Source organism: Vibrio chemaguriensis (assembly GCF_012275705.1).
In the GTDB taxonomy this organism is placed as follows: domain Bacteria; phylum Pseudomonadota; class Gammaproteobacteria; order Enterobacterales; family Vibrionaceae; genus Vibrio; species Vibrio diabolicus.
This window is the reverse complement of record NZ_SHOE01000002.1, coordinates 283234-297751: the sequence shown is the minus strand read 5'-3', so window position 1 is coordinate 297751 and position 14518 is coordinate 283234. Positions and strand designations below refer to the sequence as shown.

The following is a 14518-nucleotide window of genomic DNA, read 5'->3' as shown; positions in this document are numbered from 1 at the left end:
GTTCCGTACTTTTCCTCAACTGTATTTATGTTTTCGGAGAAATGATGAAAGTCATCGAAGCACAGCAAGTCGCGCAATGTTTAACAATGAAGTCTCTTATTGAAACGATGCGTGAAATGTACTCGCGGCCAGCGACAATACCTCAACGCCGAGTTATGCCCTTAGAAGAGGGAGAATACGAGGCGTTTGCGCTACTTCCAGCTTGGAACCAGGAGTTGATTGCGGTGAAAGCCTTTACGTATTTCCCGCATAACCCCGAGCAAGGAAAAGATACGCTTGCATCTAAGCTGCTTGTTTTCAAACGAAACGATGGTGAGCCGATCGCACTCGTGGACGGTAAAGTTTTAACGTTTTGGCGCACCGCCGCAGCTTCTGCGTTGGCAGCGGACTATTTAGCGCGCCCCAATGCTGATCGTCTGTTGATCTGCGGAACGGGCAATCTTGCGCCTTATTTTGCGTGGGCATACGCTGCGGTTCGCCCACTTAAGCAGATTTACATTTGGGGGCGCAACCCAGACAAAGCCGAGGCGACGGTAGATGCCATTGTGTCATCTTCAGAGTATCAGTCGCTTCCTGATGAGCGTCGGTTTCGCGTTTCAGTCGTTGAAAATGTGGACCACGTTATCAAACACGTTGACATCATCAGCTGTATTACCGCATCAGCTGAGCCTTTGTTTAATGGCGCGGACGTGCATCCGGGCACCCATATTGATTTGGTCGGTAATCATGATTTGGATAAGCGTGAATGCGACTCCGAAGCAGTGCAACGAGCACAGGTGTATGTCGATAGCCGCATTAACGTATTAGCCGAAGCGGGCGATCTTCTCATTCCAATTCAAGAGGGCGTATTCACGTCAGACGATATCAAAGGGGAATTACCGCAGCTTTGCGCCCAACAAATCTCAGGACGTCAAAACGATGAGGTCATTACTTTATACAAATCAGTTGGCAGTGCTTTGGCTGATTTGGCCGCTGTAAAGGCGGTGTTGTTAGAAAATGGCATAGATAGCCATGCCTGAGCATTTTTGCTCGTTCATTTAAATTGCATACAATATACATATAAGGAAAGTAGTTCATGAAAATTGATTGGAAAGGTGTTTATCCGGCGGTCAGTACGCAATTTCGTCAAGATCAGTCAATCGACTTAGACGCAACGCAAACCGTTATAGATAACCAAATTAAAGATGGTGTGAATGGCATTATCTGCTTGGGTACCGTCGGTGAGAACTGCGCGTTGTACCCGGAGGAGAAACGCCAGGTCTTGCAAGCGGCAAAAGAAGTCGTAAATGGCCGTGTGCCTTTGATTGCTGGTACAGCAGAGTCTATTACCACAGCAGCTGTTGATTACATGCAGGATGCGTACAAAATTGGTATCGATGGTTGTATGGTGATGCCTGCCATGGTTTACCGCACGTCTGAGAGCGAAACGTTCGAATATTACCGCACGCTAGCAGAAGCAACGCCAGAAATGCCAATCATGATTTACAACAACCCGGTTGCTTATGGTGTCGATGTAAACCTCGATATCATGGCGAAACTGGCTGAGTTTGAAAGCATTGTGGCTATCAAAGAGTCGACCACTGATACTCGTCGTATCACTGAGCTTTACAATAAATTTGATGACCGCTTTACCGTGTTCAGCGGTGTTGATGACATCGCTCTTGAATCATTGATGCTAGGTGCGACCGGCTGGATTTCTGGTTTAACCAACGCATTCCCAGAAGAGTCCGTCGCGATTTATAAACTGGCAAGCCAAGGTCGTTATGCTGAAGCGTTAGAAATCTACCGTTGGTTCTTACCGCTACTGCGTTTAGACACCATTCCTACGCTGGTTCAGTGCATTAAACTGGCCGAGCAAGTCTGCGGACGTGGATCTGAACAAGTTCGTGCGCCACGCCAACTTTTACAAGGTGAAGAGCGTCAACAAGTCATTCAAATGGTTGAACATGCGTTAGAAACCCGCTTAGACCTATCCAAATACAATCTGTAGTTGTGCTGTTTAGTAGAGCGTTAACTGACGCTCTACTCATTCGTAATATTCAAAAAATGAGAAGAGGGAAGTCATGAGCACGGAAAACAAGGACTATGTCAGCTTTCAACACGTTAAGAAAACCTACGATGGTACGAATTTGGTGGTGAAAGACTTCAACTTAGATATTGCTCCTGGAGAGTTCGTTACTATGTTGGGGCCGTCAGGATCGGGAAAGACTACTTGCTTAATGATGCTAGCGGGCTTTGAAACCGCGACCGGTGGAGACATTTATATCGATGGCGTTCCCGTTAATCATCTCGCGCCGCACAAGCGCGATATTGGTATGGTGTTTCAAAACTATGCGTTGTTTCCACATATGACTATTGCTGAGAATCTTGCGTTTCCTTTGAAGGTGCGAAAACTCGACAGTGACACGATTCAAAGCAAAGTTCAGAGTGTATTAGAAATGGTCGAGCTTGAGCATGTTGCGACTCGATACCCAAAGCAGTTATCAGGTGGTCAACAACAGCGTGTTGCGCTAGCGCGAGCATTAGTGTTTGAACCTAAACTCGTGTTGATGGATGAGCCGCTAGGCGCATTAGATAAGCAGCTGCGTGAGCAAATGCAGATGGAGATTAAACATTTGCATGAAAAGCTTGGCATCACCATTTTGTATGTGACGCACGATCAAGACGAAGCTCTCACTATGTCCGACCGTATTGCGGTTTTTAATCACGGCGAAGTGCAACAACTCGCGACACCAACCGAGCTTTATGAATCTCCGAGTAATACGTTTGTGGCGCAGTTTATCGGAGAAAACAACCAACTCTCAGGTTTAGTCAAAGAGTGGAACGGAAAGTATTGCCAAGTGCTCGTTGGGAAAGAGTTATTTACTGCGAAACCTGTCAGAGTATCTGAGCAAGGGCAGAGGACAACACTTTCCATTCGACCAGAAAAGATTGTTATTCAACCAGAGAAAGCGTCTTGTGAGAACCAAGTCTCAGGCGTCCTACGAGAATTGATTTATCACGGTGATCATTATCGTTTGGTCGTCGAAGTAGAGAGCGTTGGTCACTTCATCGTTAAAGTACCTAACGATAATCGTAAACACTTGCAGTTAACGCCTGGCTCAATTTGTCGTATTGGTTGGCAAAGTGACGATTGCCATGCTCTTGATGGGACACAAACTCAAAGTAGCGAGGTAGCAGCATGAGTCGAGAGCTAACCGCATTAGATTCTGTATTGGAAATCGAACGTCAAGTTCATCAACAAGAAACCAATCTGAAAGCGCAGTTGCAAAAGGCGGAGCGCCGAAAAAAGCTTCGCTCCATTATGCTCACAACGCCATTGGTGTGTTTTATTCTGCTTACGTTTGCTTTTCCTATCCTCGACATGCTTTATCGAAGCGTGGATAACCGAGAAATATCCCAGTCACTCCCACAAACTATTCAAGCCTTAGAAAGTTGGGATTATCAAGGTCAGCCTCATCAAGAAGTCATTGAGACATTCTCTGTTGAAGTACTTGCGCTTTATCAAAGCAAAGAGCTACCGAAAATAGCCAGCCGGATGAATATTGAAGTGTCTGGTATGCGCAGCTTATTGATGAAAACAGGTAGAAAGTTGTCTCGTTTGGCGTCGCTGCCTAGCTCGGTGACACAGTTGGCCAAGCTTGATAAGCGATGGACTAATCCTAAATATTGGGCGGCGTTTAAGAATCTTAGTGGCGCACTAACATTCAGTCATTATCTTGCTGCGCTAGACTTGCAAGTGAATGAGTTTGGAGACATTGAGCCCCAACCAGAAAAACGCCAAATATACGTCGACCTTTTCTTTAAAACTTTTTGGATGTCTATTTCAATCACCTTAATTTGTTTGGTGATGGCGTACCCCGTTGCTTACCTGCTTGCCAATTTACCTGATAAGCGCGCGAACTTACTTTTAATCATTGTACTGCTGCCATTTTGGACGTCATTATTAGTCAGAACCACGTCTTGGATTGTTCTGCTGCAAAACCAAGGGGTCATTAATGATCTCCTTATTTGGTCGGGTTTTACTTCCGAACGAATTCAGATGATTCACAATACCTTCGGAACGGTGGTGTCTATGGTTCACATTCTGTTGCCGTTTATGATCCTGCCTCTGTATAGCGTAATGAAAGGAATTAGCCCAACTTATTTCCGTGCAGCTCGTTCTCTAGGCGCGACGCCTTTCATTGCGTTCATGAAAGTTTATATGCCGCTTACGTTACCAGGGATAGGTGCGGGGGCCTTGCTCACTTTCATTCTTTCTATTGGTTTCTACATTACGCCCGCTTTGGTTGGTGGAAGAAGCGGACAGATGATATCCAATATGATTGCCTATCATATGCAGACATCACTGAACTGGGGGATGGCTGGCGCATTGGGTGGACTGCTTTTGTTCGTTGTACTGGTTCTGTTTTATATGTTCAACCGTGTGGTTGGCATTAACAACCTTAAGGTAGGGGGATAACCATGGCATTACCAAACTATGCATCAAAAGTAGAGCGAGTCGCTTACGCAGGTTACTTAGTTTTTTGTGGGTTGGTGCTGTTCTTTTTAATCGCTCCGATTCTGACCATCATCCCGTTATCGTTTAATGCAACGCCTTACTTTACTTTTACCGAGGGGATGCTAAACCTTGATTCGGCAGCGTATTCTACTCGCTGGTATCAAGAAATGTTTACTAGTGATCAGTGGCTGTTGGCGCTGAAAAACAGCACGTTCATTGCTTTTATGGCGACACTCGTTGCAACAGGGCTAGGAACTCTGGCGGCGTTGGGTTTAGCCAGTAGTAATTTGCCTTTTCGCAATACGATTATGGCGCTGTTGATCTCACCTATGATCGTACCAGTCATTATCTCTGCTGCTGCGATGTACTTTTTCTACACACGTCTTGGCTTATCACAAACTTATCTAGGCGTCATTTTGGCACACGCTGCGTTAGGTACGCCTTTTGTCGTCATTACCGTTACTGCGACGTTAAGCGGCTTTGACCATAGCTTGGTAAAAGCGGCGGCTAGCTTAGGAGCAAACCCTGTTTATACTTTCAGACACATTACCTTTCCGCTGATTCGTCCGGGGATGATTTCTGGCGGCTTGTTTGCCTTTGGCACATCGTTCGACGAGGTTGTGGTGGCGTTATTCCTGACTGGGGCAGAACAAAAAACCGTTCCGAGGCAGATGTGGTCAGGAATTCGAGAGCAAATTAGTCCGACCATATTGGCGGTCGCTACGTTGCTGATTTTTATGTCGGTGTGTTTGCTCGTGACTTTAGAAGTTCTACGTAGGCGTAATGTACGCATTCGAGGCATTCAAGAATGACCAGACTTTTTCTTTGTTGGTCACTTTGCACTTTTGTTTAGGGGGCACCTCAATTTTTGATCAAATGCGCCTCATTGTAGGCGCTTTTCTTTTGTGTTTGTCGTCATCGATGACTGACATATCACTCTTGTAGCTTAATGCCAGCTTGCTCGAAACGTGCCAAAGGCGACTTGTTCGATTGCTGATACCAACTAGCTGGCATGTTTGATTTAAGTTGCGCTTTTTCTTCCTTGCTAATCACAACATAGTGCAAAAACGTATTAAGTGTGGTTACCATCACGTCAAACGTCATTTCCCCATCTTTGCTGATGGTTTTCAATAACCCAACGACGGTTTCCTCAGGGACTAACGATTCAACCACCGCCTTTTTTCGCTCTTTTATTGATGTTGAAGCGGGCAGGTTTGCACGTGCCGTCTCCCAGCAAACTTTGTTGGTTTTACTGACAAGGTTGTGCTTGTAGCAGTAGTAACTGAATAAAAAGCGTGGCAGGTTTTGCCAGCGTTCGGTTTGGACTTCTAACCAAAGGTGTTGTAGCTCGATATCAGCGTCGGTCATAGGAGTTGTTTAGCAAAAAGAAAAGAACCATTTTATAGCTTTTGTGAGGAGCAATAAAAGATATTTGAATGGAAAGATAAACAACTAGTTGATCAATATTACTAAAGCAAATCGATTTCTGGCAAGCTCGTTCAACGGCAAATCGAGTACCAAAAACTGATACCGCCACATCCAGTTGTTAACAAAATGTTTCTTCTTGTCTTGCGAGTAGATTATATGGAGATGCTCTTGCAGTAATAAGGGCAGTGGCGATGCAAAAGACGTAATGCATCTAAGGAAAACTCAATATAGAAGAAATTAGATGGAACTGAAGATTTTGAGTGTCGCGATTGCGACAACATTAACCAGCACTGGCGTATTTGCGTTAAGCGAGCCAGTTTCTCAAGTTACAGAGCAACATGCACATTCGGCTCATACACACGGTGTTGAATCCAATCGAGTTGAATACCAACCAACCGCAACTCTCCCAATTCAGCCCTCTAAGGTAACTCGAGTACAGTCACTTGAAAGCCTTGATGAGTCGAGCACTGCTTGTGATTTGGAGGCATTGATTACCGAAAGTAGTAACCAATTGATCAGCGAAATTTTAAGTCAGGGCGCGACGTGTGTGAACCAGTTATTCTCTGCTGAAAGTCGGATTCAAGAGTCGGTATTTAGCTCCGATCATATGTACAACATCGCTAAGCACACTACGACGTTGGCGAAGGGGTATACGGGTGGCGGGAGCGATGAACTAGAAACGTTGTTCTTATACTTACGCGCGGGTTATTACGCCGAGTTTTACAATGACAACATCTCATTTATTGAATGGGTCACCCCAGCGGTGAAAGAATCAGTGGATGCGTTTGTTAACAACGCAAGCTTCTACGAGAACAGCGACCGTCACGGCAAAGTGCTTAGTGAGGTCATCATCACTATGGATAGTGCGGGCTTGCAGCACGCGTACTTACCGCAAGTGACCCAGTGGCTTACTCGTTGGAATGATCAATACGCCCAGCACTGGTATATGCGCAATGCGGTTAACGGTGTTTTCACTATTTTGTTTGGTGGGCAGTGGAACGAGCAATTTGTGCAAGTAATTGGTAACCAAACAGACCTTGCCAAAGCTTTAGGCGATTTTGCTCTAAGGGCGTCATCAATCGGTGCTGAAGATGAGTTTATGGCCGCGAATGCGGGGCGAGAGCTCGGGCGTCTGACCAAGTATACGGGTAACGCGAGTTCTGTTGTGAAGAGTCAGCTGAGTCGAATCTTTGAACAGTATGAAATGTATGGTCGGGGTGACGCGGTTTGGCTTGCGGCGGCGGACACCGCCTCATATTACGCAGATTGTAGTGAGTTCGGAATTTGTAATTTCGAAACTGAGCTAAAAGGCTTGGTGCTATCGCAAACTTATACTTGTAGCCCGACAATCCGAATTTTGTCTCAGAATATGACGCAAGAGCAACACGCGGCCGCATGTTCTAAAATGGGCTACGAAGAGGGTTACTTTCATCAGTCATTAGAAACTGGTGAACAGCCAGTAAAAGATGACCACAATACTCAGCTCCAAGTTAATATCTTCGATTCAAGCACCGATTATGGTAAGTACGCAGGGCCAATTTTCGATATTAGTACTGACAATGGCGGTATGTACTTGGAGGGTGATCCTTCCCAGCCGGGGAATATTCCCAACTTTATTGCTTATGAAGCCTCTTATGCGAACGCGGATCACTTTGTCTGGAACGTAGAGCACGAATACGTGCATTACTTAGATGGTCGATTTGATCTCTATGGAGGGTTTAGTCATCCAACTGAAAAAATAGTGTGGTGGAGTGAAGGCATTGCAGAGTATGTCGCTCAAGAAAATGACAACCAAGCAGCACTTGAGACGATTCTAGACGGTTCGACATATACCTTAAGTGAGATTTTCGAGACTACTTATGATGGGTTTGATGTCGATCGAATTTATCGTTGGGGGTACTTAGCTGTACGTTTTATGTTTGAAAATCATAAAGATGACGTAAACCAAATGCTGGTGGAAACACGCCAAGGGAATTGGAGCAATTACAAGGCCACGATCACCCAATGGGCGAATTTGTATCAAAGTGAGTTTGAGCAGTGGCAGCAAGCCCTTGTCTCAAATGGTGCACCTAATGCAGTCATAACCGCAAACAGTAAGGGGAAAGTCGGTGAAAGCATTACATTTAGCAGTGAAAACAGTACAGACCCAAACGGGAAGATCGTCAGCGTCTTATGGGACTTCGGTGATGGCTCGACAAGTACACAAACCAAGCCGACGCACCAATATGGGAGTGAAGGGGAGTATTCGGTCAGTCTAAGTGTTACAGACAGTGAAGGCTTGACGGCAACCGCCACTCATAGTGTTTTTATCTCAACGTTGGGCGGTAATGACACATTGCCACAAGACTGCGCGGTGCAAAGTAAAGTAAGCGGTGGGCGCTTAACAGCAGGAAAACCAGTTTGCTTGGCAAATCAACAAACCATTTGGCTGAGCGTACCAGCGGTGAATGAGAGCTCAAACCTAGCGATAACGACGGGGAATGGTACGGGCAACCTAAAGCTTGAATACAGTAACTCTGGTTGGCCGGATGATACTAATCTTCACGGATGGTCAGATAATATCGGTAATGGAGAGTGTATTACGTTGTCAAATCAGAGTAACTACTGGGGCTACGTTAAAGTCTCTGGTGACTTTGAGAATGCCGCCATCGTCGTTGATTTTGATGTTCAGAAGTGTCGTCAGTAGGGCAATTTAACTACGTCATTTAAACTAAGTGGAGCGCCTCGCTAACATCGCGGGGCGTTTTTGTTTTTCACGCCGTTATCTCTATAAAAAAAACCAGCCCGAAGGCTGGCAAACAAGGAGTTTGAGATGAAAATGAAAACGTTATAAAACTGGCTTATATCCTATTTCTCAATAAGTTGGGTTGTGCTTTGCAGCCAGTTTTTATCTTGCGTATCAAGAAAAGGGCTAAGCGCCTGATAGACACGTGAATGGTAATGATTAAGCCAGTCTAGCTCTGCTTGATCTAGCATTGATAAATCAAGGGCGTTGGTCGCAATTGGAGCAAGAGTGATGGTCTCAAAACCGTAGAACGTGCCGAACTCATTTTGTTCTACTTCTACAACTTTAAGAATGTTCTCTATTCTTACCCCGTACTCACCTTCGCGATAAACGCCTGGTTCATTAGTAATGACCATACCCGGTTTTAGCTCAACCTCGTGGTGGCTTTGCGAGAAATTTTGTGGGCTTTCGTGAACATTCAAGCAAATGCCTACGCCGTGTCCAGTGCCGCACTTGTAATCAATACCATGTTGCCATAAGACGCCACGCGCCATGATATCAAGATTGGCACCCGTAGAGCCTTTCATGAATCGAGTCTGAGTCAGTCGGATGACCGCTTTGAGCACCAAGGTATAATCTTTGCGTTGCTTAATGGTCGGTGACCCGAAGTGGAAAGTACGGGTGATGTCTGTTGTCCCGCCAAGGTATTGGCCACCAGAATCTACGAGAAAGAAGTTGCTTTCATTGACTGCCGCATTGCTTTCTTCATCGGCGGCATAATGCATTTTTGCCCCGTGAGCTGCGAAGCCTGCGATAGTGCGGAAACTGTCACTCACATAATGTCGGGTTTGACGGCGATAGTGATTCAGTTGTGCCTCAGCAGACAATTCTGTAACGAGTCCGCTTGGAACTTGCTCTTCGAGCCAGTTCATAAACCTTACTATTGCCACACCATCGTCTGTTAATGCCTGTTCTAGGCTAGTTAGCTCGGTCGCATTTTTTATGGCCTTCATTGCCGTTACAGGGCAAGCCATTGGCTTTAGATTCACATTCCGTTCAATCGAACTTACCAATAAGCTGTCTGTGTGGGTCGGGCTAAAAGCGAGCGATAATCCCTCACATTGCTGATTTAAATACTGGCTTACGTAGTTGTAATGGCGAATGTGTACACTCTGCTCGGTCAGCGCTCTTTCAACGTCTTGAGGCAGTTTGGCTTTATCAATAAACAGTGTCGCAAGTGATTGCTCTACGATTAGATACGCTTCAGAAACTGGGCAATAATTCGTATCACCACCTCGAATATTCATTGTCCACATGACATCATCTAGCGTTGACACTAATAAGCTATCTACTTGGTTCTCGGTTAACCAAGAACGGATTCTCGCTAACTTATTTTCTGTGTCAACGCCAGCAAAAGCGGTGGGGTGCTCGAATACGGGTGCACTTGGGCGAGGTGGTCTTTCAAGCCAAATCGGTGCGAGTAAATCCAGGTCGAGAATGATCTTAATGTTTTTCGCTTCAAAGGCTTGTTTGAGGCCTTGATAAAAAGCGTAACTGATGGCGCGCCCGTCAACTGCGACAATACTGCTTTCTGGGAGCGTGGTAGCCAGCCATTTGGCAATTGTCGGCGTTTCTGGTTGTTTGGCTTTAAACAGTTCAAGTCCTGTGCCGTGTAACTGTTCTTCAGCTTGAATATAGTAACGACCATCAGTCCAAAGGCCACCTCCTTGTTGGGTAATGACGACATCGCCTGCTGAGCCGGTAAAACCTGAAATCCAGCTTCGCGCTAACCAATGATCCGCTGAGTATTCGCTGTTATGCGGGTCATTGTTGGTCACGATATATGCAGACACGTTGTGAAAGGACATTGCCTCACGCAATAACGTAAGGCGTTGGTTTACTGAGTTAGTATTGTTCATTAAATGGTTCCTAAAGTCATATTTGAGCAATAGATATGATGCTGCTCCGAGCCTGTTTTTATTGGGTTCTGTTGCTCGCATACTTCTGTGGCTTCTGGGCATCGAGTACGAAAAACGCAACCGCTCGGTGGGTTAAGTGGAGAAGGAAGATCGCCGGGCAATAGTTGTATTTCACGGTCACGTGCTAATTGCGGATTAGCTATCGGGACAGCGGATAACAGTGCTTTGGTGTAGGGGTGTTGTGCATCATCAAATACTTTATCGTAACGTCCTACTTCCATAGGTTTACCAAGATACATCACCATAACGCGGTCGCTGATGTGGCGCACCACGCTTAAGTCGTGCGCAATCATTACCAGTGTTAACCCCATTTCTTGTTTAAGAGCGTCTAGAAGATTGATGACCTGAGCTTGTATGGAGACATCTAGCGCACTAACGGGTTCATCACACACGACCAAATCTGGATTGAGAATTAATGCTCTGGCAATGCCCACACGCTGGCATTGACCTCCGGAAAATTCATGTGGATAGCGGTTTCGCTGGCTCGCCAAGAGACCCACTTTATCCATCATAGCGATGACTCGCTTTTCTACCTCTGCCCGTTTAAGTTGCGGCTCGTGGGTGAGCAGTGGTTCGGCGATGCATTCTGAGATGGTTAATCTCGGATTCAAACAAGCGGATGGGTCTTGAAACACCATCTGAAATTCTCTGCGTCGAGAGGAAAGCTCTTTTTTACTAAACCCGAGCATGTCTTGACCTTTCCAAGTCAACTCGCCATGTGTAGGTTCAATTAAGCGAAGTAAGGCGCGTGCAAGCGTTGATTTTCCGCAGCCTGATTCCCCCACAATGCCAAGTGTTTCGCCTCGATAAACATCTAAGTCGATACCATTGACCGCTTTCACGATTTTACGTCGACTTGGAATAAGGTGACGCGACACAGGAAAGTGGACGTTTAAATCACGAGCAGACATGAGGACTTCTTTTTTATTCATAACGCCTCCTTAAGCTTTTATTTGAATAGGAGTGATAACACTGGGTGCGTTAACGTGACAGGCAATGGACTGGCTCGTGTTTAATGGAGAAAACCGTGGGGTTTCGTATTGGCAACGCGTCTCTCGATGCTCGCACCGCTCTCTAAACGGACACCCTTGATGGTTAATCAACGCACTTGGTGGGTTACCTGGGATGGTTGGTAAACGTGGCATATCTTCAGTGATAGAAGGAATAGCCTTTAGCAGGCCTTGAGTATAGGGGTGAGCAGGTTGAGCGAACAATGTCTCGGTATCTGATTGCTCCATTTTTTGACCACCATACATGACCAATACGCGATCACACATCTCGGCGACGACGCCCATGTCGTGAGTGATCAGTAAAATTGCGGTGTTGAACTCTTGTTGTAAGTCTCGTAATAGCGTCAAAATTTGAGCCTGAACGGTTACATCTAACGCGGTGGTTGGTTCGTCTGCAATTAACAACTCAGGCTTACACAACAACGCCATCGCTATCATGATTCGCTGACGCATTCCGCCAGATAGCTCGTGAGGGTATTGATTCATCCGAGTGTCGGGAGAGGGAATACGCACCGCATCCAACATGTGAATCGATTCAACTTTTGCTTGTTTTCGGCTCATTCCTTTATGAATCATGAGAACTTCACAAAGCTGCTTGCCAATTTTCATGAATGGATTAAGTGACGTCATCGGATCTTGAAAGATCATTCCGATTTTCTCTGCACGGATGCGGTTGAGCTGCTTTTTCGACATCGCGAGTAAATCATCACCGTGGAACATCGCGCTGCCAGACACGGCGCCGTTATCCGCGGTTAACCCCATTAACGCGAAGACAGACTGGCTTTTTCCCGAGCCTGACTCTCCAACAATCCCAAGAGTTTCGCCTGCTTTAATCGAGTAGGAGAGATTACTGACCGCTTGCACTTGCCCATCTGGCGTATCGAAGCGCACGTTCATGTTTTCAATAGATAGCATGGTTTGTCCTTATCGGTCTTTCGGGTCAAGAGCATCACGCAAGCCATCGCCGATGAAGTTAAAACAAAAGAGGGTGGCAACTAAAAACAGAGAGGGAAAAAGCAGCATCCACAATGCAACGTCAATCGTTTTTGCGCCTTCGGAGATTAGGATTCCCCAGCTTGTATCCGGTGGTTGAACACCAAGCCCTAAGAAGCTTAAAAACGATTCGAACATAATGAATCCAGGCACCATTAAGGAGGAATAAACCATCACGATACCAAGCACATTAGGCAGAACATGGCGTCGGACAATTGTCAATTTAGAAACCCCAATAGAGTGTGCGGCTTCGATGAATTCTCGCTTTTTGAGACCGAAGGTGACACCACGTACAACACGGGCAATGCCTAACCAAGATACCATTCCGATCACAATAAAGATCAGATAGATGTTGTTGCCAAAAAGGGTAACAAACAGGATAACCATAAACATAAATGGCACCGAATCGAGCACCTCAATAATGCGCATCATTACGCTATCGACAACGCCGCCAAGATAGCCGGAAATACTTCCCCAAATCGTACCAATAACAACGGCGACTAAGGCACCAACAAAACCTACCAAAATAGAAAGCCTGCCGCCTTGCATCGTGCGAGCAAAGACATCTTGCCCGAGGTCATCAGTACCAAAGTAATGGCCACTGCTCAGTGAAGGTTTCCCTAGCTCGTATGGATCGATGAGCACTTCCCAGTCAATTTCATCATGGCCAAAAGCGGCAAGAGAGGGGCCGAAGGTAATGCATAAGGTAATGAACGCCAAAACATACACTGATGTCATCGCGGCTCTGTTTTTACGAAATCGAGTCCATGCATCCTGCCAAAGACTGCGACCTTCGACGGCTTCAATATTGTCGACGACTTGATCTTGAAGAGCTTGTGTATCCAGTTTTTTGATCGTTAACATGCCGGACTCCTAAACGCGTATACGAGGGTCGATAATCGTATATAGCAAGTCGACCACAAGGTTAAAGAAGATAGTGAGTGAAGCGACAATCAGAGTAATGCCCATTACTAGGCCGTAGTCGCGGTTGAGAGCCCCAGACACAAAGTGTTGTCCCATGCCACCTGTACCAAAGAAAATGTCGATAATCACCGAGCCTGTCACGACAGACACAAACGCAGGGCCGAGCATTGCAACGACGGGAATCAAGGATGGTCGCAAAGCGTGATGGAATAAAATGTAGGTTGTGGACAAACCTTTGGCCTTTGCCGTTCGAATGTATGGCTGGTTGAGCGTTTCAATCATTGCGCCACGCATGACGCGTGCAATACTCGCAATGGAACCAATCGCCAGGCTGAGCACGGGAAGAACAAGAAAAGCCAGCTTTCCTCCTTCCCAACCACCAGCAGGGAACCAGCCGAGCTGAATAGCGAAGATCATGACTAAAACTGGAGCAAGCACGAAAGCCGGAACCACAACTCCAGTCATCGAAAGTGTCATCAGGCCGTAATCTAGGCGGCTATTTCGGTTCAATGCCGCAATGGTGCCAAGTAACATGCCAAGTGGAACGGAGATACAAAAAGAGAGTACGCCTAATACTGCTGAAACTGGCCATGATTGTGCGACGAGCTGTGTAACACTGAAGTCTTGATAAACGAAGCTCGGACCGAGATCTCCTTGTATGAAATTACCAATGTAAATCCAAAACTGAGTAAGGAAGGGCTGGTCCAAATGGAATTTTGCTTCGATATTCGCACGTACCACTTCTGGCATAGGCCGTTCCATATCAAATGGTCCCCCTGGTGCAATGTGCATCAGCCAAAATGATACGAGTGCGATGAATAGAAGCGTGGGGATAGCGATAGCTAATCGCTTAACAATGTACCAAATCATGATCCATCATCCTTTGGTCATCCGAAATCACTTCGAACGGTTATGAATAAAAAATGGTCTGAGCTCAGGTTGCCTTCTCCACCGAGAG

Annotated in this window: 12 protein-coding genes; 6 read left to right on the top strand and 6 right to left on the bottom strand. The window is 46.1% G+C overall.

Annotated features, from left to right (window positions below; all coding sequences use genetic code 11):
* The first annotated feature begins 44 nt into the window (after positions 1-44).
* From lhpI to EX191_RS03600, 5 genes are all read left to right on the top strand, one after another.
* Positions 45-1019 carry a bifunctional Delta(1)-pyrroline-2-carboxylate/Delta(1)-piperideine-2-carboxylate reductase gene (gene lhpI / locus EX191_RS03620; protein ID WP_193447151.1) on the top strand — a complete coding sequence of 325 codons (975 nt, stop codon included), beginning with the start codon at positions 45-47 and terminating at the stop codon, positions 1017-1019.
* 56 nt (positions 1020-1075) lie between these two features.
* Positions 1076-1990, top strand: coding sequence for a dihydrodipicolinate synthase family protein (locus EX191_RS03615; protein WP_005377851.1), 915 nt, complete (start codon positions 1076-1078; stop codon positions 1988-1990).
* Positions 1991-2063: 73 nt separating this feature from the next.
* Complete coding sequence (locus tag EX191_RS03610) at positions 2064-3185, top strand: ABC transporter ATP-binding protein (protein WP_048626301.1); 1122 nt, start codon at positions 2064-2066, stop codon at positions 3183-3185.
* Positions 3182-4462 (top strand): ABC transporter permease, encoded by a 1281-nt coding sequence (locus tag EX191_RS03605; RefSeq protein ID WP_193447150.1) that lies wholly within the window; start codon positions 3182-3184, stop codon positions 4460-4462. Before EX191_RS03610 ends, EX191_RS03605 begins: the two co-directional genes overlap by 4 nt.
* A gap of 2 nt (positions 4463-4464) precedes the next feature.
* On the top strand, positions 4465-5313 hold the full coding sequence (locus tag EX191_RS03600) for an ABC transporter permease (protein WP_005393492.1): 849 nt from the start codon (positions 4465-4467) through the stop codon (positions 5311-5313).
* A gap of 121 nt (positions 5314-5434) precedes the next feature.
* On the opposite strand, the gene EX191_RS03595 is transcribed toward EX191_RS03600, so the two are convergent.
* Positions 5435-5869, bottom strand: a complete 435-nt coding sequence (locus EX191_RS03595) for a hypothetical protein (RefSeq protein ID WP_193447149.1) — start codon at positions 5867-5869, stop codon at positions 5435-5437.
* Between the two features lie 301 nt (positions 5870-6170).
* On the opposite strand from EX191_RS03595, the gene EX191_RS03590 reads away from it, so the two are divergent.
* A complete protein-coding gene (locus tag EX191_RS03590) occupies positions 6171-8615 on the top strand; it encodes a collagenase (RefSeq protein ID WP_193447148.1) in 2445 nt (814 codons plus the stop codon).
* 161 nt (positions 8616-8776) lie between these two features.
* Here the strand turns inward: EX191_RS03590 and EX191_RS03585 are convergent, their stop codons facing one another.
* Genes EX191_RS03585 through oppB form a run of 5 tightly spaced genes read right to left on the bottom strand, consistent with a single transcriptional unit; the run spans position 8777 to position 14430 of the window.
* Positions 8777-10573, bottom strand: coding sequence for an aminopeptidase P family protein (locus EX191_RS03585; protein ID WP_193447147.1), 1797 nt, complete (start codon positions 10571-10573; stop codon positions 8777-8779).
* Positions 10573-11565, bottom strand: a complete 993-nt coding sequence (locus tag EX191_RS03580; protein ID WP_193447146.1) for an ABC transporter ATP-binding protein — start codon at positions 11563-11565, stop codon at positions 10573-10575. Before EX191_RS03580 ends, EX191_RS03585 begins: the two co-directional genes overlap by 1 nt.
* Positions 11566-11574: 9 nt before the next feature.
* Entirely contained in the window at positions 11575-12558 is a 984-nt protein-coding gene (locus EX191_RS03575; RefSeq protein WP_170890591.1) for an ABC transporter ATP-binding protein, read from the bottom strand.
* A gap of 9 nt (positions 12559-12567) precedes the next feature.
* Positions 12568-13500 carry an ABC transporter permease subunit gene (locus EX191_RS03570; RefSeq protein WP_005377839.1) on the bottom strand — a complete coding sequence of 311 codons (933 nt, stop codon included), beginning with the start codon at positions 13498-13500 and terminating at the stop codon, positions 12568-12570.
* A 9-nt stretch (positions 13501-13509) separates the two neighbouring features.
* Positions 13510-14430 carry an oligopeptide ABC transporter permease OppB gene (oppB, locus tag EX191_RS03565; protein ID WP_005377838.1) on the bottom strand — a complete coding sequence of 307 codons (921 nt, stop codon included), beginning with the start codon at positions 14428-14430 and terminating at the stop codon, positions 13510-13512.
* Positions 14431-14518 lie beyond the last annotated feature (88 nt).